This window comes from Arthrobacter sp. 01N442 (assembly GCF_056399345.1).
This window is the reverse complement of sequence record NZ_JBFTRD010000001.1, coordinates 458387-481356: the sequence shown is the minus strand read 5'-3', so window position 1 is coordinate 481356 and position 22970 is coordinate 458387. Positions and strand designations below refer to the sequence as shown.

Annotated in this window: 21 protein-coding genes; 17 read left to right on the top strand and 4 right to left on the bottom strand. The window is 68.9% G+C overall.

The features are described 5' to 3' along the window. The first annotated feature begins 51 nt into the window (after window positions 1–51). The gene (locus tag AC1DNC_RS02200) at window positions 52–1257 is read left to right on the top strand and encodes an alkaline phosphatase family protein (RefSeq protein WP_476860970.1); all 1206 of its coding nucleotides are present in this window, start codon (window positions 52–54) and stop codon (window positions 1255–1257) included. Window positions 1258–1300: 43 nt separating this feature from the next. On the opposite strand, the gene sepH is transcribed toward AC1DNC_RS02200, so the two are convergent. After that, window positions 1301–2776 (bottom strand): septation protein SepH, encoded by a 1476-nt coding sequence (gene sepH / locus AC1DNC_RS02195; protein ID WP_476860915.1) that lies wholly within the window; start codon window positions 2774–2776, stop codon window positions 1301–1303. A 322-nt stretch (window positions 2777–3098) separates the two neighbouring features. Between sepH and AC1DNC_RS02190 the strand changes: the two genes are divergently transcribed. After that, window positions 3099–3398, top strand: coding sequence for a DUF4193 domain-containing protein (locus tag AC1DNC_RS02190; RefSeq protein ID WP_138769577.1), 300 nt, complete (start codon window positions 3099–3101; stop codon window positions 3396–3398). 67 nt (window positions 3399–3465) lie between these two features. Here AC1DNC_RS02190 and AC1DNC_RS02185 read toward each other — a convergent pair whose 3' ends face one another. Further along, window positions 3466–3951 (bottom strand): DUF3093 domain-containing protein, encoded by a 486-nt coding sequence (locus AC1DNC_RS02185; protein WP_476860914.1) that lies wholly within the window; start codon window positions 3949–3951, stop codon window positions 3466–3468. 121 nt (window positions 3952–4072) lie between these two features. Between AC1DNC_RS02185 and dut the strand changes: the two genes are divergently transcribed. The 4 genes from dut to AC1DNC_RS02165 all read left to right on the top strand — a co-directional run bounded on the left by dut (window position 4073) and on the right by AC1DNC_RS02165 (window position 6493). Further along, window positions 4073–4603, top strand: a complete 531-nt coding sequence (gene dut, locus AC1DNC_RS02180; RefSeq protein ID WP_476860913.1) for a dUTP diphosphatase — start codon at window positions 4073–4075, stop codon at window positions 4601–4603. 78 nt (window positions 4604–4681) lie between these two features. Then, window positions 4682–5398 carry a DUF3710 domain-containing protein gene (locus AC1DNC_RS02175; protein WP_476860912.1) on the top strand — a complete coding sequence of 239 codons (717 nt, stop codon included), beginning with the start codon at window positions 4682–4684 and terminating at the stop codon, window positions 5396–5398. Beyond that, on the top strand, window positions 5391–5786 hold the full coding sequence (locus AC1DNC_RS02170) for a single stranded DNA-binding domain-containing protein (protein ID WP_476860911.1): 396 nt from the start codon (window positions 5391–5393) through the stop codon (window positions 5784–5786). Before AC1DNC_RS02175 ends, AC1DNC_RS02170 begins: the two co-directional genes overlap by 8 nt. Next, window positions 5783–6493, top strand: coding sequence for a DUF3159 domain-containing protein (locus AC1DNC_RS02165; protein ID WP_476860910.1), 711 nt, complete (start codon window positions 5783–5785; stop codon window positions 6491–6493). The genes AC1DNC_RS02170 and AC1DNC_RS02165 overlap by 4 nt, the downstream gene beginning before the upstream one ends. A gap of 16 nt (window positions 6494–6509) precedes the next feature. On the opposite strand, the gene AC1DNC_RS02160 is transcribed toward AC1DNC_RS02165, so the two are convergent. Both AC1DNC_RS02160 and AC1DNC_RS02155 read right to left on the bottom strand, forming a co-directional pair. Further along, window positions 6510–7280: a potassium channel family protein gene (locus tag AC1DNC_RS02160; RefSeq protein ID WP_476860909.1), complete on the bottom strand. Its 771-nt coding sequence runs from the start codon at window positions 7278–7280 to the stop codon at window positions 6510–6512. Beyond that, window positions 7281–7952 carry a potassium channel family protein gene (locus AC1DNC_RS02155; RefSeq protein WP_476860908.1) on the bottom strand — a complete coding sequence of 224 codons (672 nt, stop codon included), beginning with the start codon at window positions 7950–7952 and terminating at the stop codon, window positions 7281–7283. A 168-nt stretch (window positions 7953–8120) separates the two neighbouring features. Between AC1DNC_RS02155 and AC1DNC_RS02150 the strand changes: the two genes are divergently transcribed. The 11 genes from AC1DNC_RS02150 to AC1DNC_RS02100 all read left to right on the top strand — a co-directional run bounded on the left by AC1DNC_RS02150 (window position 8121) and on the right by AC1DNC_RS02100 (window position 22912). Next, the gene (locus tag AC1DNC_RS02150) at window positions 8121–10097 is read left to right on the top strand and encodes an APC family permease (protein ID WP_476860907.1); all 1977 of its coding nucleotides are present in this window, start codon (window positions 8121–8123) and stop codon (window positions 10095–10097) included. Further along, on the top strand, window positions 10094–11440 hold the full coding sequence (locus AC1DNC_RS02145; RefSeq protein ID WP_476860906.1) for a class I SAM-dependent RNA methyltransferase: 1347 nt from the start codon (window positions 10094–10096) through the stop codon (window positions 11438–11440). The genes AC1DNC_RS02150 and AC1DNC_RS02145 overlap by 4 nt, the downstream gene beginning before the upstream one ends. Before the next feature lie 185 nt (window positions 11441–11625). Then, window positions 11626–14439, top strand: coding sequence for an aconitate hydratase (locus AC1DNC_RS02140; RefSeq protein ID WP_476860905.1), 2814 nt, complete (start codon window positions 11626–11628; stop codon window positions 14437–14439). A 132-nt stretch (window positions 14440–14571) separates the two neighbouring features. Continuing rightward, complete coding sequence (gene dxs / locus AC1DNC_RS02135; RefSeq protein WP_476860969.1) at window positions 14572–16545, top strand: 1-deoxy-D-xylulose-5-phosphate synthase; 1974 nt, start codon at window positions 14572–14574, stop codon at window positions 16543–16545. Between the two features lie 94 nt (window positions 16546–16639). After that, complete coding sequence (locus AC1DNC_RS02130; protein ID WP_476860904.1) at window positions 16640–17197, top strand: hypothetical protein; 558 nt, start codon at window positions 16640–16642, stop codon at window positions 17195–17197. Between the two features lie 84 nt (window positions 17198–17281). After that, window positions 17282–17500, top strand: a complete 219-nt coding sequence (locus tag AC1DNC_RS02125; protein WP_476860903.1) for a helix-hairpin-helix domain-containing protein — start codon at window positions 17282–17284, stop codon at window positions 17498–17500. 57 nt (window positions 17501–17557) lie between these two features. Beyond that, window positions 17558–18535, top strand: a complete 978-nt coding sequence (locus AC1DNC_RS02120; protein WP_476860902.1) for an aldo/keto reductase — start codon at window positions 17558–17560, stop codon at window positions 18533–18535. A gap of 8 nt (window positions 18536–18543) precedes the next feature. Beyond that, window positions 18544–19596: a nucleoside hydrolase gene (locus tag AC1DNC_RS02115; RefSeq protein ID WP_476860901.1), complete on the top strand. Its 1053-nt coding sequence runs from the start codon at window positions 18544–18546 to the stop codon at window positions 19594–19596. A 134-nt stretch (window positions 19597–19730) separates the two neighbouring features. Then, entirely contained in the window at window positions 19731–20564 is an 834-nt protein-coding gene (locus tag AC1DNC_RS02110; protein WP_476860900.1) for an ECF transporter S component, read from the top strand. 3 nt (window positions 20565–20567) lie between these two features. Next, window positions 20568–21320 (top strand): energy-coupling factor transporter transmembrane component T, encoded by a 753-nt coding sequence (locus AC1DNC_RS02105; protein WP_476860899.1) that lies wholly within the window; start codon window positions 20568–20570, stop codon window positions 21318–21320. Next, window positions 21296–22912 (top strand): ABC transporter ATP-binding protein, encoded by a 1617-nt coding sequence (locus AC1DNC_RS02100; RefSeq protein WP_476860898.1) that lies wholly within the window; start codon window positions 21296–21298, stop codon window positions 22910–22912. Before AC1DNC_RS02105 ends, AC1DNC_RS02100 begins: the two co-directional genes overlap by 25 nt. The last annotated feature ends 58 nt before the right edge of the window (window positions 22913–22970 follow it).

The following is a 22970-nucleotide window of genomic DNA, read 5'->3' as shown; positions in this document are numbered from 1 at the left end:
CCGCTGCCGCCTTCGCAGGCGCCCGTCCACACTCCCGGCGGCCCATCGGGGATGCCCGCCGCTCCGGCCTACGGGGAGCGTTCCATCGCCGAGGTACTCAGTAGCGCAGCGGCCAGCCTCGGCGTCCCCGGCTTCCAGAACCGGCTGAACCTCCCGGCAGCCAAGCACGTCTGCATCGTCCTCGCAGACGGACTGGGCCGGCAGCTGCTCAAGCAGAAGACCGCCCACACCCCGTTCCTGCGTTCGGTGCTGCAGGCGGGACAAGGCGCCGTGCCGGTGTGGCTCGACGCGGCTTTCCCGTCCACCACGGCCGCGTCGCTGGCCAGCTTCGGAACCGGTCTGCCGGCCGGGCAGCACGGCATGGTCGGCTACGACGTCCTGGACCCGGACCAGGACCGGGTGGTCAACATGCTGGGCAACTGGGACGACGGCGTCGATCCCCAGCAGTGGCAGCCGCTGCCTACGGTCTTCGAGCGGGCCGCCGGGCATGTGGACGTCAGCACCGTGGCCCTGCCGCGGTTCAGCGACTCCGCGATGACCCGGGCCGCGCTCCGGGGCGGACGCTTCGTGGCCGGAACCACGTCACACGCCCGAACCGCGGCCGCCGCGGAAGCCATGGCCGGCGCAGACAGCTCTTTGATGTACTTCTACGTCCATGAACTCGACAAGACCGGGCACCGCTACGGCTGCCAGTCCCCGCAGTGGGAACACCAGCTCGAAGAGCTCGATGCGACCGTCCGCAGGCTCAATGCCACCCTCCCTGCCGGCACCACCGTGCTCGTCACAGCGGATCACGGCATGCTGGACGTGCCGGAATCCCAGCGGATCGACTATTCCGCAGAGCCGGAGCTCATCGCCGGCGTCCGGCACACGGCGGGGGAGCCGCGCATGGTCCACCTCTACTTGGAGGACGGGGCCGACGACGCCGGCCGGCTGCGGCTGTTGGAGGCCTGGCGGTCGCGCTTCGGCGACCGGATCTGGGCCTTCACCCGGGAAGAGGCGGTGGCGGCGGGACTGTTCGGCGAGGTCCGCGGACCGGTCGGAGCACGGATCGGTGATGTCATGATTGCCGCACGCGACGCGCTGGCGTTCTACGACACCCGCAGGGTTCCGGCCAGGGCCCTTGAAGTGGTTGGCCAGCACGGCTCGCTGACCAAGGCCGAACGCGAGGTCCCGCTGCTCTGCTTCACCGCGGAAGGAAAACGGGGCTCAGCCAAGGGCGCGGGAAACGCCGGCAGGAAAACCGCACGCCGCTGATCCGGTTCCCGGCGGGCCCTCGGCGGTGCCGAGGCGTTGGTGGCTAGTCGCTGCGGGTGCCGAAGACGATTTCGTCCCAGCTGGGCACACTCGAACGCTTCGGCTTGGAGGGCTGGCGTTCCGGCGTCTCCGGCTCCCGCTCGCTCCGGGACGCTTCGGTGCGGCTGTGATCGTTCCGGGACGTTTCGCCCCGGGATGACTCGGGGCGGGATGCCGCGGGGGAATCGTTCTGCGGGCGACGCGACGGTCCGCCGCCCAGCAATTCGTCCAGTCCGGGGCTGGAGGTCGGCCCGGTCCGGACCGGGCGCAGCTGGGACGCCGCGATGGTGATCTCGCGGGTCTCCGTGCTGACCCCGTCGTGCAGCTTCAGCGCGTCGTCGTCATTGTCCTGGTGGCGGGGTGCCAGGGTCAGGCGGGAGAGCATCGACGGCCGGGCATCACGGCGTCGGGAGAAGGCATCCGGGACCGTGTCCGGGCCCGGCACCGATCGAGGTTCGGCCGACGCCGCTGGCTCCTCTTCGGCTTCCGTCGGTGCGGACTCCCCGTCCGGTTCGGCCTCGGCGTCTTCCCCGGCCTCATCCAGCGGTGGAACCTCGGACGGCCGCGGGTGGGCGGCGGGCACACCGTTGGTCAGCAGCAGCGCCAGGGCGTCATCGGCATCTTCGTCCAGGCCGAGGCGCTGCCCGCGGCGGGAACGGAGCATGTCCAGGAGCCCGTCGGCATCCTTCTCCTGCTGGCCGCCGTGGTGCTGGCCGCCATCCTGCGGGACGACGCTGAGCTGCGCCGTGGCACTGCCCTGTGCCGTAGCGCTGCGCGCGGCGGCTTCCGCATCGGTCTCAAAGTCAAAGGGCCGGTCGGAAACTGCCGAGAGGCGGCGCGCCGGGACAGGGCCGTCCATCGGCTCGAGCTCGCTGAGCTGCTGGGCCCAGCGGTTGGCGTTCTGCAGCGACTTGCGCGCCGGGCTGAAGGTCCACATGGCCGGCGGCTCTTCACCGATGGCAGCGTGGGCGCCGGGCTTCGCCTCGAAGCGGGCCACCACATTCCAGCTGCCGTCCGGGCGGCGCCACGAATCCCACTCCACGGATGAAGGCTCGATCCCGTGGGCCCGCAGCCGGTGCACGACCATGTCGTCCAGGGTCGCCGGCTGGTCGCCAAAGAAGGAACGGTAGCTGTCGTGGCCGGCGGAGGGAGAAGCCACCTCGATTTTGCGGGCCTGCTGGGCGACGTACTCGCGCTCAGCCAGCACCGGGCCCTCGTAGCGCTGCACCTTGGCCAGCGGGATGCCGGAAAGCGCGGCAACGTCCGCGGCGGTGGCGCCGCTGCGGATCCTGGCCTGGATATCGCGGGGGGACATGGCAATGGGCTCCGGGCCCACGCCGGAAGCAGCCTTCGCCGGCGTCCGGCTCATAGCCGCCCGAAGAGCCTCATCGATCGGCAGCTGGAACATCTCGCCGCCGGTGCCACTGACCAGGAGATGCTCCCCGTCGTCGTGGACGCCTACAAGCCGTAGATCCTGCATACAAATCCTCCACCCTGGCATTACTAACATTCGAAACTCTGCCACCGTTGGGTCCCAATTCGGGTTAGGAGGGAGGGCGCGCCGTGATTTTCCGCGACTTTCCGCCGGTTTGGACGCCCCCGGAGCGGACGGATCTGCCCCGCGACCACTGGCCTCTGGTGTTCGGCAGGGGTTTGAGCAAAAATGACCCGACATCGGGCACAAAAAGCGATTGTCCGGCGTTGACACCGGTGAACTGAACCCGGACCGGCCGGGGCTACCCGCCCTACCGGCACGGCGGAGGCCTACCAACCCGACGAATGCGGAGTGTGAGCAACAACTAATGGCGACAGACTACGATGCGCCGCGCAAGACTGAGGAGGACCTCAACGAGGACTCCATCGAGGAGCTGAAGTCGCGGCGTACGGACAAGCCTTCCGCGGTGGTTGATGAAGACGAAACCGACCTCGCCGAGGGTTACGAACTCCCGGGCGCCGACCTGTCCGGAGAGGAACTGCTGGTCCGGGTACTGCCCGCCCAGGCAGACGAATTCACCTGTGCCTCCTGCTTCCTTGTCCGCCACCGTTCGCAGATCGCCCGCGAAAAGGACGGCTTGAAGTACTGCAAGGATTGCGAGGGCTAAAGGCTGCCAGCACGTACCGACCCGGCACCGGTGTCAGCCCGGCGTTAGCGGCGGACTAGCGGGGGAGTTAGCGGGATAGGGCTGCGACGAGCTCGTCCGGGTGCCGCGTGGACGCCAGCCAGTACGGCGTGCGGTCCGAGGGATCGGTGATCTCGATGCGGACCACCGGGTCGATCCAGCCGCGGATGCACATAAATGCGAGCCCGTTGAGCCGGGTGCCGCGCTCCGCCGTCGCCTCCGCGCCGCGGAAGGCCGTGGTCTCGCCGATGAAGCGGCGTTCAATCGTCGCCCGGCCCACGCGCAGCGTTGCCGCCGTCACCGAGATGGACGGCGTGGACAGCACCAGCAACACGGCCAGGATCGCGAAAAGCACTACGGCCGCGGTGATGCCGGCGGCAATGCTGATGGGCGCGAATACCAGGATGCCGGCCGCGGCCAGCCCGGCAGCCACCAGCCAGATCCAAAAGTTCGGCCAGAGTTTCTCGCTGAACAGGACGACGGCATCATTGGGGGTGCTGTTGGAGGCAGGCACGGCTGCACTGGATTCGGGCATGAGCCCAGCTTTCCACTTTTCCCGGGCCATTTCACCTTGGGCCTGGCGGCCGGCACCCGCGCGCGGCCAGGGCAGCGGCGCGGTAGGACTAACTTCCCCGCGGGCGTTACAGTGGGGAACTGTGACTGAAGAAACCACTGCCGTGACCACCCCGGCGGCAGACCCCGCAGCCCGCGACCTCCAAGGCTTTGGAGCCCCCACGCTGACGGTGCAGCTGAAAATGCTCGACGACGGCCTGCAGCCGCCGTCGTACGCCCACCCGGGCGACGCCGGGGCCGACCTGCGTGCCCGCGAGGACGTCGTCCTCCAGCCGGGGGAGCGGCGGCTGGTGCCCACGGGCGTGTCCATCGCCCTGCCGGACGGCTTTGTCGCCCTGATCCACCCCCGTTCCGGCCTCGCCACCAAACACGGCCTGACCGTGGTGAACGCGCCGGGCACCGTGGATGCGGGCTACCGCGGGGAGATTGCCGTGACGCTGCTGAATACTGACCGCGACGAGGCGATTGAACTGCGGCGCGGCGATAGAATTGCACAAATGGTCATCCAGCGCGTGGAGCACGCGGAATTCGTGTCCGTCCAGGAGCTCAGTGACTCGGTCCGCGGCGGCGGCGGCTTCGGTTCCACCGGCGGTTTCGGCGCCCCCGGGGCCTGACCCCGCCCGATTGATGCATCTGTTCCCTGTGCGGTGGCCCAGAGCCCCGCGCAGGATCACAACTAAGGAGACAACCCCATGGTTTTTGGGCGTGGCAGGAAAGCCAAGCAGGAGCAGTTGACGGACACCGGCGACGCCCGGGAGGACGCTGCAGCTGAAGCCGGCGCACCCGCCGGGGGCGCGGACAGCGCCCTGCGCAGTGCCGGTCCCCACGACGTCTCGGAAATCGAGAGCCAGGAGGGCTACGTCGACCTCGGCGCCCTGTTGATCGCCCCGCGCGAGGGCCTGCAGCTCCGCCTCGAGGTCGAAGAAGCCACCCAGCGCGTCGTGGCCGTCACCATGGACCTGGAAGGCTCGAGCCTGCAGCTGCAGGCGTTTGCCGCTCCCCGGTCCGAGGGCCTCTGGGACGAGATCCGTGAGCAGATCGGCCAGTCCGTGGGCAGCCAGGGTGGCCAGGTCGACGAGATTGAGGGCCACTTCGGCATCGAACTCGTCGCCAAGCTGCCTGCCGGCGACGGCAGCGACGGCTACCGCGTCGCCCGGTTCATCGGCGTCGACGGCCCCCGCTGGTTCCTCCGCGGTGTCCTCGGCGGCGAGGCCGCACTGGACCGCTCCGCCGCAGCCGGGCTCGAAGAGCTGTTCCGGCAGATCGTCGTAGTGCGGGGCGAGAGCCCCATGCCGCCGCGCGAGCTGCTGCAGCTCCGCCTGCCCCGGGACACCGGCGTCGCGGCCCCGCAGGGTGCCCCTGAGTTCGAACAGCCCGAGCGCGGACCGGAGATTACCCAGATTGGTTGATGCCGCCGGCAAGAAAGCTGCCGCCGCTGTCCCGGTGCGGGGGTTGCCCGAGCGCGGACGTGTGCTCTGCCGCGGCTTCATTGAATCCGTGACCTACGCCCCGGCGAGCGAAGTGGCAGCCTTTACAGCCATCATCACCGACCACGACTCTCCGCAGCCCAAGACCCGGGCGGCAGCTGCTGCCCCCGCCGCCCAGCCGAGCGTTCGGCGAAAGCGGCCCCTCCTGGCCGCTGACCGGCTCCGCGTGGTCTGGCTGGGGCGGCGCCGCATCCCGGGGGTGAAGGCCGGCTTGGAGCTACGGCTCGAGGGAATGGTCACCGTCCGGGACGGGCTGCCCACCATGTTCAATCCGCGTTACGAGATACTCTCCCGCCAGGAGGACCAATGAGCACGCCCGAGGACCAGCAGCCCGGACCCGCGCAACCGTCGGTGGCCCAGCTCGCCGAAGGCTACGCAGCCAAGGCAGGCCTGCACCGCACCAGCAACGGCAACATCGACGTGCTCAAGAGCGCCGGCGGTGTCCAGGGCATTGCGGAAAGCATCCTTCCCGGCCTGGTCTTCCTGGTCGCCTTCACCGTGACCCGCGAACTTCCCCTGGCCCTGATCGCCGCCCTGGCGGTGGCCGCGGCGTTCACCGTCGCGCGGCTGGTCCAGCGCAAGCCGCTGACCCAGGCGCTGGCCGGAATCGTCGGCGTCGGTCTGTCCGCCTGGCTGGCGAACTCGACCGGCAAGGCCGAGGACTTTTACGTCCTGGGGTTCTTCACTAACCTCGGCTACATCGTTGCCATGGTCATCTCCATTGCGGTGCGCTGGCCGTTTGCCGGGCTCCTGTTCGGCTTCATCCGGAACGAAGGGCTGGACTGGCGCAAGCACCCGGCCCGGGTCAAGGCCTACCGGATCGGCACCTGGGTGATCATCTCGGTCCTGGCGCTGCGCCTGCTCGTGCAGGTCCCGCTGTACCTGATGGGGGAGCAGGGCCTCGCAGGCCTCGCGACCACCCGGCTCATCATGGGCGCACCGCTGTACATCCTCGGCATGTGGGTGGCTTGGCTGCTCACCCGCCCCGCGCCGGCCCCAGTCGAAGAGCCGGCCTAGCCTCGACCAGCCGGGATCAGCCGTCGAAGCCGTCGTCGGCGGCGGATTGAGTCTCGCGGCCATGGGAGTCCGCGGTCACCGGGTGCTGGCCGGCGCCCGCGGCTCCGGCAGCTGCCTCGACGTCCGATTCCGGGGCCGCTAGCAGCGCCCGCAGCCCGTCCTCGGCCGCGATGGTGGTGACGAAGAACAGCTCATCGCCGCCGTCGATCACGTCGTCCCGGCTGGGCGTGATGGGAGCCTGGTCGCGCAGGATCGCCACCAGCGTCGCGTCCTCGGGCCAGTCGATATCGCCCACGGTCAGGCCGATCACATGCGAATCGTGCGGAACGGTGAACTCCACCAGCGAGGACACGCCGGTCTGCAGGGTGAGCAGCCGGACCAGGTCACCGATCTCCACGGCCTCTTCGACCAGAGCAGTCATCAGCTGTGGGGTGTTCACCGCGACGTCGACGCCCCAGGAATCATCGAACATCCAGTCGTTCTTTGGATTGTTGACCCGGCCCACCGTCCGTCCCACACCGAACTCCGTCTTCGCCAGCAGCGAGACCACAAGGTTGACCTTGTCGTCGCCGGTGGCGGAGACCACGACGTCGGCGTCCTCCAGTCGGGCGTCCTTGAGGGTGCTGAGCTCGCACGCGTCGCCGACCAGCCAGTGCGCACCGCGCAGGCCGCTGCGGCCGATCACCTCGGGCTTGAGGTCGATCAGCAGGATTTCGTGCTTATGGGCCAGCAGTTCACGGGCAATCGAGGAACCGACGCTGCCCGCCCCGACGATGACAACTTTCACTTAGGACTCCTTGGCGGGGGACTTGGCAAGAATGTGGGCGACCTCGGAGGTCCGGTCCACGCTGAGCATGGCGTGGACGGTGTCGCCATCCTGGTACAGGGTTCCGGATCCGGGGAGGATGCCCTCGCCGAAGCGCGTGAGGTAGGCAATCCGGATGTCCGCGGCCTTCTCCAGCGCCGCCACCGGGTGGCCGATCCAGCCGGAGTCCACGTCCACCTCGGCCAGCACCAGCCGGCCGGAGGGGTCGCGGAAGTCACCGGCGAGGTGCTGCTCCGGGAGGATCCGGCGGAGCACCTGGTCGGCGCTCCAGCGCACCGCCGCGACCGTGGGGATGCCCAGGCGCTGGTAGATCTCCGCGCGGCCCGGGTCGTAGATCCGTGCAACGACGTGCGGGACGTGGAACGTCTCGCGGGCCACCCGGGTGGCCAGGATGTTCGAGTTGTCGCCGCTGGACACGGCGGCGAAGGCGTAGGCTTCCTCGACCCCGGCCTGCTTCAGGGTTTCCCGGTCGAAGCCGACTCCGGTGACCTTGCGGCCGGAGAACCCGGTCCGAAGCCGCCGGAAAGCACGGTCGTCCTGGTCGATGATCGCGACCGAATGGCCGGCGTCCTCCAGTGTGTGCGCCAGGGTTGCCCCGACACGGCCACAACCCATGATCACGAAGTGCGCCACACGTGCCTCCTCAAGCTTCCTTCTTGTACTGCTGCGGTTCTGTTGCTGCGTAAACTCTACCGGCCACGGCGCCCCGGAGCCGGTCCGGCGGCAGCGCTGCCGGACCGGCCGCCCGCAGGCAGGCTTCGCCGTCATGACATCGCGTCCGAATCAGACTAGCTTTGTCTGGTGCTGACAATTTTCAATGCCGTGAAGCGGGTGCTGGTAGGCAGGCCCTTCCGGAACGACCGTCTGGCCCACACCCTGTTGCCCAAGCGGATCGCCCTCCCCATTTTCGCCTCCGATGCGCTCTCCTCGGTGGCCTACGCGCCGGACGAAATCCTGCTGACCCTGGCACTGGCCGGCGTCAGCGCCGTGGCCTTCTCGCCCTGGGTGGGCCTCGCCGTCATGGTGGTGCTGCTCACCGTTGTGGCCTCCTACCGCCAGAACGTGCACGCCTACCCCTCCGGCGGCGGCGACTACGAGATCGCCAACGAAAACCTGGGCAAGTACGCCGGCCTCACCGTCGCCTCGGCCCTGCTGGTGGACTACGTGCTGACCGTGGCGGTGTCGATGTCCTCGGCCGCGGCCTACCTCACTACCGCCGTTCCCTCGCTGCACGGCCAGCAGGCAGCGATCGCCACCATCGGCGTCGTGATCCTGGCGCTCGTGAACCTGCGCGGCATCCGCGAAGCCGGCAGCGTCTTTGCGGTACCTACCTACATCTTTATGTTCTCGATCCTTGGCATGACCGCCGTGGGCATCTTCCAGGCCGCCACCGGCCAGCTGGGCCAGGCGCCCTCGGCCGACTTTCAGATCGTCCCCGCGGCCGGTTTCGACGACGGACTGGTCGGGCTCACCGGGGCGTTCCTGCTGCTCCGGGCCTTTTCCTCCGGCGCCGCCGCCCTCACCGGCGTCGAAGCGATCAGCAACGGCGTGCCGAACTTCCAGAAGCCCAAGAGCAAGAACGCTGCCACCACGCTGCTGCTGCTCGGCGTGATCGCAGCGTCCATGCTGGCCGGCATCATCTACCTCGCCAACGCCACCAAGGTGCACATCGTGCTGGACCCGGCGAAGGAGTTCCTGCTCAACGGCCAGCCGGTGGACCCGGACTACATCCAGAACCCGGCCATCAGCCAGATCGCCCAGACCGTCTTCGGAGCCGGTTCCATCCCCTTCTACATTGTGGTCGCAGCCACCGGCGTGATTTTGGTGTTTGCCTCCAACACCGCCTTCAACGGCTTCCCCGTCCTCGGCTCGATCCTCGCCCAGGACGGCTACCTGCCCCGCCAGCTCCGCACCCGCGGCGACCGGCTCGCGTTCAGCAACGGGGTGCTGGCGCTGGCAGCCGGCGCGCTGGTGCTGATCATCTCGTTCAACGCCGACGTCACCAAGCTGATCCAGCTCTACATCGTGGGCGTCTTCATCTCCTTCACGCTGAGCCAGCTGGGCATGATCCGGCACTGGGGCCGCGAGCTGAAACTCGCCAAGGACCCGGCGGCGAAGCTGCGGATGCTCAAATCCCGCACCATCAACACGATCGGTTTCGGCATGACGGGCCTGGTCCTGGTGATCGTGCTGATCACCAAGTTCGAGCAGGGCGCCTGGATCGCGCTGCTGGCCATGTTCATCCTGTTCCTGATCATGTGGAGCATCCGTGCGCACTACGACAACGTGGCCAAGGAACTGGCCGTGGATGAAGACTCCTCGCCCCGGGCCCTGCCGACCCGGGTGCACGCCGTGCTGCTGGTCTCGCACGTCCGCAAGCCCGTGCTCCGGGCGCTGGCTTACGCCCGCGCCTCCCGGCCGTCCCGGCTGGACGCCATCACGGTGGACATCAGCCCGGAGGAGACCGAACAGACCCTGGCGGACTGGGAGAAGCTTGAAATCCCGGTGCCGCTGACCGTGCTGGCCAGCCCGTTCCGCGAGACGGTCACGCCGATCATGGAATACATCAAGAACATGCGGCGCGACTCGCCGCGCGACCTGATCGTCGTCTACATCCCCGAGTACGTCGTCGGCAAGTGGTGGGAGCAGTTGGTCCACAACCAGACCGCGCTGCGGATCAAGACCCGGCTGCACTTCGAGCCCGGCGTCATGGTGGCAAGCGTCCCGTGGCAGCTGAAATCGTCCGAAGAAGCCAAGAAACTGCAGGATATCCAATGACCACCGACACCACGACGCCCGCCCGCACCGAACTTGTCGTCGACGTCGGCCCCGTCGCCCACGGCGGCCTCTGCGTTGCCCGGTACGAGGGTCGGGTGATCTTCGTCCGCCACGGCATTCCCGGCGAAAAGGTCCGGATCAGGCTCACGGACGACGGCGAGTCCGCCAAGTTCTGGCGCGCCGACGTCGTCGAGGTACTGGAGCCCTCCCCGGACCGGGTGGACCATTTCTGGCACACGGCCGACTCGCAGCGGTCCTGGTCCCACGGCCATCCGCCGGTCGGCGGCGCCGAGCTGGGCCACGTTACGCTGGAGCGCCAGCGCAGCCTCAAGTCCGAGGTCCTGGCCGAACAGCTGCGCCGGCTGGCCGGCGTCGACCTGCCCGTCACGGTCGAGGCCGTGGGGGAGGCCGCCGGCACCGGGGCGACTGGCCTCGGGTGGCGCACCCGCGCCGGGTTCGCCGTGACACCCGGAGGCAAGCTCGGCATGCACGCCTACCGCTCCGACGCAGTGTTCCCGGTCCGCGAGATGCCGCTGGCCGTCGAAGCCATCAACGCCTTGAAGCTCTGGGACATCGACCTGCAGGGGATTGAACGGATCGACGTCGCGGCGCCGGCCAACGGCTCCCGGCCGCTGGTACTCCTGGTCCCGGCCGCCGGAACCCGGGCCAAGCGGCTCAGCGCCGTCGTGGCCCAGCTGCCCGACGACGTGTCGGTGGCGCGGGTGGACCCGGCCACAGGCGAGGTGGCGCAGCTGCGCGGCCGGACCTGGGTGCAGGAGACCGCGGCCGGGCACGAGTACCGCGTCACCGGCGCCGGCTTCTGGCAAATCCACCGCGACGCGCCGGAGACCCTGGTGGGGGCAGTCACCGGCTTCCTGCACGAGGGCGGCTACCTCGCCGCCGGCTCCGTGGTCGCGGACCTGTACGCCGGCGCCGGGCTCTTCACCGCGCCGCTCGCCGACGCCGTCGGGGTCACCGGCTCGGTGCTGTCCGTGGAAGGCGCACCGGGCACCAGCCGGGATGCGCGCAAGAACCTGCACGGCGCGCCCCAGGTAGAGATCGTCCAGGGGAAGGTGGAGCGGGTGCTGCGGCAGAAGCCGCGCAACTTCGACGCCCTGGTCCTGGACCCGCCCCGGGCCGGCGCCGGCAAGGCCGTGGTGAACCAGCTGCTCGCGGCCGGTCCCCGGGCGATCGCCTATGTCTCCTGCGATCCGGCGTCCTTTGCCCGCGATGTGGGCTATTTCCAGCAGGCGGGCTGGGGACTCGCGGGCCTCCGCGCCTTCGACCTGTACCCGCACACCCACCACATGGAGACTGTGGCGTTACTGACTCCCCGGCCTTGATGCCACTAGGATGGCGGTAGTAGTCCGACGTCGCGCGGTAGCCACCCGGGTTTTTTCGACAGTGGTTTTCAGGAGCCGGTTTATCAGAAACCGGTTTTCAAGACTCGTGTCTTAGTTAGGCTGACCTAACTAGCAAGGGGTCTGCGGCGCGACAAAGATGAAACTGTTGCGAGAGGAGTCCTGCGATGAGCATTGTGGACAGCTTCGGTTCAAAAGGCAAACTTAATGTAGCCGGTACCGAATACGAAATTTTCCGGTTGAACTCCGTTGAAGGTGCAGAAAACCTTCCGTTCAGCCTCAAGGTATTGCTTGAAAACCTGTTGAGGACCGAGGACGGCGCCAACATCACGGCCGATCACGTCCGAGCACTGGCCGGTTGGGATCCCAACGCCGAGCCCGACACTGAAATCCAGTTCACGCCGGCGCGCGTGATCATGCAGGACTTCACTGGCGTGCCCTGCGTTGTCGACCTCGCCACCATGCGTGAGGCCGTGAAGGAACTCGGCGGCGACCCCAAGCGGGTCAACCCGCTGGCGCCGGCGGAAATGGTCATCGACCACTCCGTCCAGATCGACGCCTTCGGCAACTCCGGCGCACTGGAGCGCAATATGGAGATCGAGTACCAGCGCAATGGCGAGCGGTACCAGTTCCTGCGTTGGGGCCAGACCGCGTTCGACGACTTCAAGGTCGTCCCGCCGGGAACCGGCATCGTGCACCAGGTCAACATCGAGTACCTGGCCCGCACCGTGATGACCCGCGAGGTTGACGGCGCGCTTCGTGCCTACCCGGACACCTGCGTCGGCACCGACTCCCACACCACCATGGTCAACGGCCTGGGCGTGCTCGGCTGGGGCGTCGGCGGCATCGAAGCCGAGGCGGCCATGCTGGGCCAGCCCGTCTCCATGCTGATCCCGCGCGTGGTCGGTTTCAAGCTGACCGGCTCCATCCCGGCCGGCGCCACCGCCACCGACGTCGTGCTCACCATTACCGAGCAGCTGCGCCAGCACGGCGTGGTCGGCAAGTTCGTGGAGTTCTACGGCGAAGGCGTTGCGGCTGTGCCGCTGGCCAACCGCGCCACCATCGGCAACATGAGCCCCGAATTCGGTTCCACCGCCGCGATGTTCCCGATCGACGACGTCACCCTTGACTACCTGCGCCTCACCGGCCGGTCCGAAGAGAACGTGGCCCTCGTGGAGTCTTACGCGAAGGAACAGGGCCTCTGGCACGATCCCTCCCGCGAGATCAAGTTCTCCGAGTACCTCGAGCTGGACCTCTCCACGGTTGTCCCGTCGATCTCCGGCCCGAAGCGCCCGCAGGACCGCATCATCCTCACCGAGTCCAAGGCCCAGTTCCGCGAGGACCTGCGCAACTACGTGAAGGAAGACCTCGCCGACGGCAGCCTGGACGAAGCGATCGACGAAAGCTTCCCGGCGTCCGACTCGCCGTCGTTCACCGCCTCGGCGACCCACCTCACCGAGCAGGCGCCGCACGGGCACGGTCCGAAGTCCAACGGCCGTCCGTCCAAGACGGTGGCCGTCAAGACCGCCGACGGCCGCGAGTTCGAGCTGGACCACGGTGCGGTGTCGATCGCCTCGATCACCTCCTGCACCAACACGTCCAACCCGTCCGTGATGCTGGCAGCCGCACTGCTGGCCCGCAACGCCGTGGACAAGGGCCTCACCTCCAAGCCTTGGGTCAAGACCTCGGTGGCCCCCGGGTCCAAGGTCGTCACCGACTACTACAACAAGTCGGGCCTGACCCCGTACCTGGAGAAGCTCGGCTTCTACATCGTCGGCTACGGCTGCGCGACCTGCATCGGCAACTCCGGTCCGCTCGACGCCGAGATCTCCGAGGCCATCCAGGCCAACGACCTCTCCGTCACCGCCGTGCTCTCCGGTAACCGCAACTTCGAAGGCCGGATCAACCCGGACGTCAAGATGAACTACCTGGCTTCCCCGCCGTTGGTCATCGCATACGCCCTGGCCGGCACTATGGACTTCGACTTCGAAAACGACGCCCTGGGACAGGACGAGGCCGGCAACGACGTCTTCCTGAAGGACATCTGGCCGAACCCGGTCGAGGTCCAGCAGGTTATCGATTCCTCGATCGACAAGGGCATGTTCGCCCGCGGCTACGAAGGCGTCTTCGAGGGTGACGACCGCTGGAAGGCGCTCGACACCCCGGCCGGCGACACCTTCGCGTGGGACGAAAAGTCCACCTACGTGCGGAAGCCCCCGTACTTCGAGGGCATGCAGGCGCAGCCTGAGCCGGTCCAGGACATCACCGGGGCCCGCGTGCTGCTCAAGCTCGGCGATTCGGTCACCACCGACCACATCTCCCCGGCCGGTTCCTTCAAGTCGGACACCCCGGCCGGCCAGTACCTGCTGGCCAACGGCGTGGAGCGCAAGGACTTCAACTCCTACGGCTCGCGCCGTGGCAACCACGAGGTCATGATCCGCGGCACCTTCGCCAACATCCGGATCAAGAACCAGCTCCTCGACGGCGTTGAGGGCGGCTTCACCCGCGACTTCACCCAGGCCGACGGCCCGCAGGCCTACGTGTACGACGCCGCGCAGAACTACCAGGCTGCCGGCACCCCGCTGGTCGTCCTGGCCGGCAAGGAGTACGGCTCCGGCTCGTCCCGTGACTGGGCCGCCAAGGGCACCGCGCTCCTGGGGGTCAAGGCTGTTATCGCCGAGAGCTACGAGCGCATCCACCGCTCCAACCTGATCGGCATGGGCGTCCTGCCGCTGCAGTACCCGGCCGGCCAGAACGCCGCCAGCCTGGGCCTGACCGGCACGGAAACCTTCGCGGTTGAGGGCGTCACCGCCCTCAACGAAGGCACCACGCCGAAGACCCTCAAGGTCACCGCCACGGCCGAAGACGGCACCACCACCTCCTTCGATGCGGTCCTGCGCATCGATACCCCGGGTGAAGCCGACTACTACCGCAACGGCGGCATCCTGCAGTACGTGCTGCGCCAGATCTCCGCTAACTAGCGGCAGTCCGGCGCCACGCCGTGAAAGCCCCGGTCCGTCCCTGACGGACCGGGGCTTTCGCGTTCCGGCACCCGGCCCGGTCCCGAGGCGTTAGAGTTAAAAGGCATGTCTACTACCCGCAAGGAGGGGCCGTTGGGAATCTTGGAGACCATCCGGAATCCGCAGGACCTGAGCAAGTTGTCCCAGGCGCAGCTGGATCAGCTGGCAGCCGAGGTCAGGGAATTCCTGATCGGCAACGTTTCCCAGACGGGAGGACACCTCGGGCCGAACCTCGGCGTCGTGGAACTCACCATCGCGGTGCACCGGATCTTCGATTCCCCCCGCGACAGCATCGTCTTTGACACCGGCCACCAGTCCTACGTGCACAAGCTCCTCACCGGGCGCCAGGACTTCAGCACGCTGCGCCAGCAGGGCGGCCTGTCCGGCTACCCGGACCGGGCCGAATCCGAGCACGACATCGTCGAAAGCTCGCACGCGTCCTCCTCGCTGTCCTGGGCGGACGGCATCTCCCGTGCCCGGCAGCTGACCGGGGACGGCGACCGGTACGTGATCGCCGTCGTCGGTGACGGCGCCCTGACCGGCGGCATGGCCTGGGAAGCCATCAACAACATTGCCGCTGACAAGAAGCGCCGCGTCGTCATCGTGGTCAACGACAACGGACGCTCCTACGCCCCGACCGTGGGCGGCGTCGCCGACTACCTGGCCTCCCTTCGCCCCACCATCGACTCGCTCCGCGCCGCCCCGGCCTATGAGGGCGCCCTTGACTGGTGGAAGAAGCGGCTGCAGAGCGGCGGTCCGGTGGGCCAGTTCACCTACAAGAGCCTGCATGCCATGAAGAAGGGCATCAAGGACTGGTGGGCGCCGCAGGGCATGTTCGAGGACCTCGGCATGAAGTACATCGGCCCGGTGGACGGGCACAACCTGCAGGCCATGGAGCACGCACTGTCCACGGCCAAGAATTACGCCGGGCCCGTGATCGTCCACGCGATGACCGAGAAGGGCCACGGCTACGCCCCGGCCCGCGCGCACGAGGCGGACCAGTTCCACGCCGTCGGCATTATCGACCCGGAAACCGGCGAACCCACGGAAGCCGGGGGAGCCAAGTCCTGGACCTCGGTCTTTGCCGATGAGATTGCCGACATCGCCGACGAACGCAAGGACATCGTCGGGATCACCGGCGCCATGCTGATCCCGGTGGGGCTGCACAAGTTCGCCGCCCGCCACCCGGAACGCGTGTTCGACGTCGGCATCGCCGAACAGCACGCCCTCACCTCCGCCGCCGGCATGGCATTCGGCGGCCTCCACCCCGTGGTCGCGGTCTATGCGACCTTCCTGAACCGCGCCTTCGACCAGCTCCTGATGGACGTCGCCCTGCACAAGGCCGGCGTCACGGTGGTGCTGGACCGGGCCGGGGTCACCGGGCCCGACGGCGCCAGCCACCACGGCATGTGGGATATGGCGATGGTCCAGATCGTTCCCGGCCTGCACCTCGCCGCGCCGCGTGATGCCTCCCGGCTGCGCGAGGAACTGCGCGAGGCCGTCGCCGTCGAGGACGCCCCCACCGTCATCCGCTACTCCAAAGGCACCGTCGGCGCGGAGGTCGAAGCCCTCGAACGGCTCAGCGACGGCGTCGACGTGTTGGCCCGCCGCCCCGCGGGATCCACCGAAAACGACGTGCTGATTGTCAGCGTCGGCGCCATGTCCGAACTCGCGCTGGACGTCTCCAACCGGCTCGGCGCGCAGGGCATCAGCTCCACCGTGGTGGACCCGCGCTGGGTCCTGCCGGTGCCCAAATCCGTGATCGCCCTCGCCTCGCACCACCGGCTCGTGATCTGCATCGAGGACGGCGTCCGGGCCGGCGGCGTCGGCTCCCGGATCCGCCAGGAAATGCGCGCCGCCGGGGTGGATACCGCCCTCAACGAGGTGGGCCTGCCGGTGGAGTTCCTGGACCACGGGAGCCGCAGCCAGGTGCTGGAGCGGGTCGGGTTGACCGCCCAGCAGATCACGCACGACGTCGTCGCGCAGGTTCTCGGGACGAAGGTGCCGTTCGCGCGGCCGCTGCCCGGCCAGCAGCACCCCAGCACCGGCAGCCTGCCGATCCTGTGAGGGACCCGGCGTCGGACCAGTTTTATCAGGCCGTCAAGGCACAGCAATCACCCTTCGACGGCACTGACCGCGGACGGTTTACGAAGGGACATCCATGAGCGGAATTATCCGGGTCTACAAGCGCGACGAAGAAGGCACCCTGCACTTCCGGGAAGCCTGGATCGACGAGGAGTACCACGAGTTCGTGATGAACCACGGCGTCGTCGGGCACCAGAGCAAGACCGAGGAGACCGAGGCGGCCGACGCCGCCGCGGGTGAGGGGCTCATGGAGGCCTTCGCGGCGCAGTGCGCCGAGGACGGCTACGCGGAGATCCCGGACGAGGAGCAGTTCTGGGTGGTGGCGCAGTACGCGCTCAAGACCAAGGACGGCACCAGCCGCGACCGCTATCTCGAGGAAAAAGCCAAGGACGCCCTGATCAGCCACCTCGCCTGGCGTGGGCTGGGCGTGGTGGACCGCTCCGAGTTCTCCGACGCCAAGCTCAACATCTTCTGCCTCACGCCGGAGGTCAACAAGACCGTCAACGCGATCAAGGTCTGCATCCGGGGCGAGGATCTGGACTTCACCAAGCTGAGCATCGGAGCGGCGCCGTACAACGGGTCTGACTTCAAGCTCAAGCACTCGGCCAAACCGGCCAACAGCTTCACCCTCTAGGCGGCACCCGCCTGGAAGTCCATCTGTAAGGAGCCGGGCACGGCTCAACTCAGTTTTGGGGGCAAGCGATTGGAAGGTAACGCAATGACGCGGAAATCACCTCGACCAGGCAGCACTCCACTTCCGGCAGGACTCGCCGCACCGGCGCGCAAGTCCCTGGCGCACGCCGGAGTGGAGACCCTTGAGCATGTCCGGGAGTTGGGCCGCCGCCGGCTGGCCGGGATGCCGGGCGTCTGCCCGCGTACGCTCGCGCAGCTCCAGGACGCGATGGACGAGCACGGGCTGGAGCTGCCCGCGGGCTAAGCCCCGGGCACGGCCTCCTGACCGGGACCAGTCCGCAGCCGTTATAGGCTGAATCCCATGACTGAATACCGCCGCGTAGGAAATTCCGGACTGGCTGTCTCCGTTGTGGGGCTCGGCTGCAACAACCTGGGCCGGGCCAACACCGCCACTGAATCGCAGGAGGGCACCGACGCCGTCGTGCATGCCGCGCTGGACGCCGGCATCACCTTCTTCGACGTCGCCGACGCCTACGGCCGGGAGCCCGGGCTAAGCGAAACCATGCTGGGCAAGGCCCTCGGCTCGCGCCGCGGCGACGCCGTGATCGGCACCAAGTTCGGCATGGACATGCGCGGCGCCAACGGTACCGACTTCGGCGCGCGCGGTTCCCGGCACTACATCATCAAGTCGGCCGAGGCCTCGCTGCGGCGGCTCGGCACGGACTGGATCGACCTCTACCAGTTCCACACGCCGGATCCGCTGACGCCCATCGACGAGACCCTCGCAGCCCTCGATGAGCTCGTGACCAGCGGAAAGGTCCGCTACATCGGACACTCCAACCGTGCCGGCTGGCAGATCGCCGAGGCCGAATTCGTGGCGCGCAGCCGTGGCGGAGCCCGCTTCATCGCCAGCCAGAACCACTACAACCTGCTGGACCGCCGTGCCGAACTCGAGGTCACGCCGGCGGCAGAGGCGTACGGCCTGGGCGTGCTCCCGTACTTCCCGCTGGCCAACGGCCTGCTGACCGGCAAGTACTCGCAAGGCAAGGCCCCGGAAGGATCGCGGCTGAGCCACACCCGCACCAACCTCGTCCACGACGCCGACTGGAACCAGCTGGGGGCCTTTTCCGCCTTCGCCGCCGAACGGGATCTGACCGAAATCCAGGTGGCATTCTCCTGGCTCGCCGCCCAGCCCTCCGTCAGCAGCGTGATCGCCGGCGCAACCCTGCCCGAGCAGGTCCGGCAGAACGCCGAAGCCGCCGCCTGGGTCCCCACCGCCGCCGAACTGGCAGAGCTCGACGAGATCTTCCCGCGCACGCCGAAGGTCGCACTGTTCTGAGCCCGGAAATGCCAGGCGGCCCGGACGCCGAACACCTGATCCTGATGGACGTCGATACCGGGATCGACGACGCCCTGGCGATCGTGTACCTGCTGGCCCGGTCCGAGGTCCGGCTGCAGGCCATTACCTGCACGGCCGGCAACGTCGGTGCCCGCCAGGTGGCGCTCAACAGCCTGTCGCTGCTGGAACTCTGCGGGCGCGAGGGGATTGAGGTCGCCACCGGCGCCGAGGTGCCGCTGGAAATCCCGCTTGTCACCACCGAAGAGACCCACGGGCCGCAGGGGATCGGCTACGCCGAGCTGCCCGTGCCCGCCCAAGCCATTTCGACGCGTCACGCCGTGGACGTCTGGGTGGAGGAGGCGCGGGCGCATCCGGGGGAGATCACCGGCCTGATCACCGGTCCACTCACCAACTTCGCCCTGGCCCTGCGCCGCGAACCGGAACTGCCGCGGCTGCTCAAGGGCCTGGTCATCATGGGCGGCAGCTTCTACTACCAGGGCAACACGACGCCGACGGCGGAGTGGAACACCTCGGTGGACCCGCACGCCGCCAAGGAGGTCTACGCGGCCTACCGCGGGCTGCCCGAGGACAAACTCCCGGTGGTCTGCGCGCTGGAGACCACGGAACGGATCGAGATGCTGCCGGAGCACCTCCGGCGGCTCGGCGAGGCGGCCGGGGCTGCCGAACCCGAACTGGTGCTCCCGGACCAGCCCGAGGGCCAGCGCAGCCGTTCCGGCAGCCCCCTGGTGGCGTGCCTGTCCGACGCGATCCGCTTTTACATGGAGTTCCACCGGCTCTACGACCAGGGGTACGTCGCGCACATGCACGACGCGTTCGCCGCCTGCGCCGCCGTCGGACGCACACCGTTCGGCACGCGGCTGGCGACAGTCGACGTCGAGACGGAATCCCCGCTGCTGGTCGGCACCACGGTGGCCGACTACCGGGGCCTGTGGGGACTCCCGCCGAACGCCCGGATCGTCACCGGCAACGATCCCGGCCAGTGCTTTGACGAGCTCATTTCCTCCGTGGGCGCGCTGGCGCGGACACTGGGAACCCGTTAGCCGCGGTGGCATGGAAGCCGCCGGATCCCGTGCCGGGGCCGCTCGCCCGCGGCCTCGCCGGGGCGGCTAAGATGGTACCTGCGCCGAGGTGACATGAGGCGGTCTTTGCAAACTCCATCCGAAGGACTTTCCCCATGTCACAGCAGCCCCTGACTCTTCCCGATGCGGGTTCCACTGGCGCCGGCGCGGCCCCCGGCCGCCGCCGGCTGCTCGAAATCGCGGGCGCCGCGGCCATCGCCGCCACCTACGTCTTCCTCGTCCTCACCCAGCCGGTCGAGATCGCCAACGGACCGGCAAGCTTCTCCGCGCTGGTTGCCCTCGGCGGCTTCCTGCTTGGCGCGGTGCTCCTGCTCGTTGCCGTCCTCCCTGTCCTGCGCACCTCCACCCTGGTGCTGATGCCGGTGGCGATCGTGCTGAACGTGGTCCTCGGCCAGTTGATGGGCAGCACCGGCCTGCCGTTCTACCTGGACGCGATCGGAACGGTCCTGATCGCCGTCCTCGCCGGCCCGGCCGCCGGAGCAGCCACCGGAGTGCTCGGCAGCATCGTCTGGTCCTTCTTCAACCCCACCGTGCTGCCGTTCGCCGCCGGCGCGGCCCTGATCGGCTTCCTCGCCGGCCTGGCCGCCCGCGCAGGACTGTTCCGCCGCTTCTACTTCGCCCCCGTGGCAGGATTCCTCACCGGCATCCTGGCCGGCGTCGTGTCCGCCCCGATCGCCGCCTTTGTCTACGGCGGAACCGCGGGCCTGGGCACCGGCGCCATCGTCAGCGCCTTCCGTGCCATGGGCGACACACTGCTGGCCGCAATCACCAAGCAGGCCCTGATCTCGGACCCGATGGACAAAGCGATCGTCTTCACGATTGCAGCCCTGCTGGCCTACGCCCTGCCCCGGCGCACGACGTTCCAGTACGCCTTCGTCCGCCGCTTCCGGGTGCTCGCGGGTAAGGCCCCGTCGGACTCCGTAGCCTAGGACATGTCCCTGCACCCGCTGACGGCCCTGACCGCGGCCTGTTGCGCCGCGGTCGTGACGACGGCGGCCGGCAGTTGGCCGTTTTCCGTCGCCGTTGCACTGGCCGCCGCGCTGCTTGCCGCACGCGCCGGGGTGGCAGAGCGGGTGCTGACGGCTGCCGGAGTCATCCTGGCGCCGCTTTTCCTGTCCTTGCTGGTGCTGCACGGTCTGTTCTTCCCTGAGGGACACACCGTGCTGGCGCAATGGGGGCCGGCCCGGGTCACTGCCGAGGGGCTGGGCCTCGCCGTGGAGCTGGGCTCGCGGACCGCCGCGTGCGTGCTGCTGCTCCTATTCTTTTCCTTCACCGTCAGCGTCCCCGACCTGCTGAGCGCCCTGGCTGCGCGGCGGATCCCTCCGCAATTCAGCTTCGTGCTCGCCTCCACGCTCACCCTGGTCCCTGCCATGGCCGGACGGCTGGACCGGATCCGGCAGGCCCAGGAAGCCCGCGGCCTGGTGGTCGGCCGCGGGCTGCTGTCCCGGCTGGCTGCGGCCAGGCTGCAGGCGGTTCCGCTGGTCCTGGGGCTGGTGGAGGATGCCGGCGCCAGGGCGCAGGCTCTGGACGCGCGGGGTTTCGGCACGCCGGGACCGCGGACCAGTTACCGGCAGCTGCAGGACCCTCCGGCGCAGCGCATCTTCCGGGTTGCCGCGCTCCTGCTGGCCGCGGCGGCCGTGGTGCTGCGGCTGATCACTGCGTGGCCGACGGCGGTGCCCTCGTGACCGCGGCCGGCCGCGCACCAGTCGGGAAGCCCGCCAGGGCCGGGCAGGCCGAAGCTTCCGCCCTGCCCGCGGCTTCGGCCCGGATCCGCAGCTTCAGCTTCCACGGCGAGGCAGTCGAGGCGCTGCGGGATGTGCAGCTCTCCGTCCTGCCCGGAACCCTGACAGCCGTGCTGGGCGGCTCCGGCAGCGGCAAGAGCACCCTCGGCAAGCTCATCGCCGGCTGGCTCCGGGCCGGCCATTCCGGTGTCCTGCACGGCAGCCTGGCGTTGGGCGCGGATCTGCTGGAGTTTCATGGCGGCAGCGACGACCCCCGCATCAACCCCGCCGCCTGGTCCGGCCGGGTGGGTTACGTGCCCCAGGACGCCGGTGCCATGCTCTCCTCGGTGCGCTCCACGGTGGCGGAGGAACTGGCCTTCGGCCTGGAAAACTGGGGCGTTGCCCGGCTCGAGATGCTCCGGCAGGTGGCCCGCGTCGCCGAACAGACCGGCCTCTCCGGACTCATGGAGCGGGACCCGGCGGCGCTCTCCGGCGGCGAGCTGCGCCGGTTGGCCGTCGCCTGCGCGGTCATCGCCCGCCCCGACGTGCTGGTGCTCGATGAACCGCTGGCGTCCCTCGACGCCGCGGGGGCCAGCCAACTCCGGAACCTCGTGGCCGGATTGCTCGACGCCGGTACCGCCGTCGTGGTCCTGAGCCAGACGGCAGACGCGCTCGCCCACAGCGCCGGGCACTGGACCGTCCTGAACGGCGGCACGGCCGTCGCGGACGGCCCTCCTTCCGAACTGGAGAAGACCGCCTCACTCCGCGAGGCCGGCGTGGTGCTGGAAAACGGCGCCGCCGGGAGACCCGGAAACCCGCCCGGCCTCAGCCCCGCCGCCGCACCGGCCGCCGCCGCACCGGTCCTGGAACTGCGGGGACTTGGCTTCGGCTACGGGGCAGGCAAGGTCCGCCGGGGATCGGGAGGGAGGCCGGCCGGGGACCGGGCCGCGGCGGACCTGCTGCGGGACCTGGACCTGAGCGTCCGGGCGGGGGAGATCGTCGCCATCACCGGGCCCAACGGGACCGGAAAATCGACGCTGCTGCGCCACTTCAACGGACTGCTGCGGCCCCAGTCCGGGGACGTACTGGTCACGGGCAAGAGCATCGCCGGAATCCCGACCGGCCGCATCGCCACTTCCGTCGGCCTCCTGTTTCAACAGCCTCGCGACCAGCTCTTCGAACGGACGGTGTTGCGGGAGGTCAGCTTTGGACTGCGCCGGCTCGCCGGTCCAAATGATGCGGTGCGCCGGGCACACGAGGCGCTGGCCGCCGTCGGGCTCGCCGACGCCGCACAGGCGCACCCGGGGGAACTGCCGTCCTCGCAGCAGCGGCTGCTGGCCCTGGCCACGGTACTGGCGCGCCGGCCTGCGGTCATCGCGCTGGACGAGCCCACCGTGGGCCTGGACCGGCACGGCCTCGACCGGCTGCAGCAGGCCATCGCCGACGCGGCAGTCCGCGGAGCCGGCGTCGTCATGGTCACGCATGACCTCGCCTACGCCCGCGCCAATGCCCACCGCGTCCTCGCACTGGACGGCGGGAGCCTCCGGGAGATCTGACACGGGCTCTGACGCGGAGGCGCCGGTTACCGCCCGAGTGCCGCTTGGCCATGTATAT

Excerpts from the sequence above, each read along its gene's own strand:
- AC1DNC_RS02110 (WP_476860900.1), top strand. The coding sequence starts at position 19,731 with ATGTCACAGCAGCCCCTGACTCTTCCCGATGCGGGTTCCACTGGCGCC.
- AC1DNC_RS02185 (WP_476860914.1), bottom strand. The coding sequence starts at position 3,951 with ATGCCCGAATCCAGTGCAGCCGTGCCTGCCTCCAACAGCACCCCCAAT.
- AC1DNC_RS02200 (WP_476860970.1), top strand. The coding sequence starts at position 52 with ATGCCCGCCGCTCCGGCCTACGGGGAGCGTTCCATCGCCGAGGTACTC.
- AC1DNC_RS02105 (WP_476860899.1), top strand. The coding sequence starts at position 20,568 with ATGTCCCTGCACCCGCTGACGGCCCTGACCGCGGCCTGTTGCGCCGCG.
- AC1DNC_RS02165 (WP_476860910.1), top strand. The coding sequence starts at position 5,783 with ATGAGCACGCCCGAGGACCAGCAGCCCGGACCCGCGCAACCGTCGGTG.
- AC1DNC_RS02120 (WP_476860902.1), top strand. The coding sequence starts at position 17,558 with ATGACTGAATACCGCCGCGTAGGAAATTCCGGACTGGCTGTCTCCGTT.
- sepH (WP_476860915.1), bottom strand. The coding sequence starts at position 2,776 with ATGCAGGATCTACGGCTTGTAGGCGTCCACGACGACGGGGAGCATCTC.
- AC1DNC_RS02140 (WP_476860905.1), top strand. The coding sequence starts at position 11,626 with ATGAGCATTGTGGACAGCTTCGGTTCAAAAGGCAAACTTAATGTAGCC.
- AC1DNC_RS02175 (WP_476860912.1), top strand. The coding sequence starts at position 4,682 with ATGGTTTTTGGGCGTGGCAGGAAAGCCAAGCAGGAGCAGTTGACGGAC.
- AC1DNC_RS02115 (WP_476860901.1), top strand. The coding sequence starts at position 18,544 with ATGCCAGGCGGCCCGGACGCCGAACACCTGATCCTGATGGACGTCGAT.
- AC1DNC_RS02130 (WP_476860904.1), top strand. The coding sequence starts at position 16,640 with ATGAGCGGAATTATCCGGGTCTACAAGCGCGACGAAGAAGGCACCCTG.
- AC1DNC_RS02190 (WP_138769577.1), top strand. The coding sequence starts at position 3,099 with ATGGCGACAGACTACGATGCGCCGCGCAAGACTGAGGAGGACCTCAAC.
- AC1DNC_RS02145 (WP_476860906.1), top strand. The coding sequence starts at position 10,094 with ATGACCACCGACACCACGACGCCCGCCCGCACCGAACTTGTCGTCGAC.
- AC1DNC_RS02125 (WP_476860903.1), top strand. The coding sequence starts at position 17,282 with ATGACGCGGAAATCACCTCGACCAGGCAGCACTCCACTTCCGGCAGGA.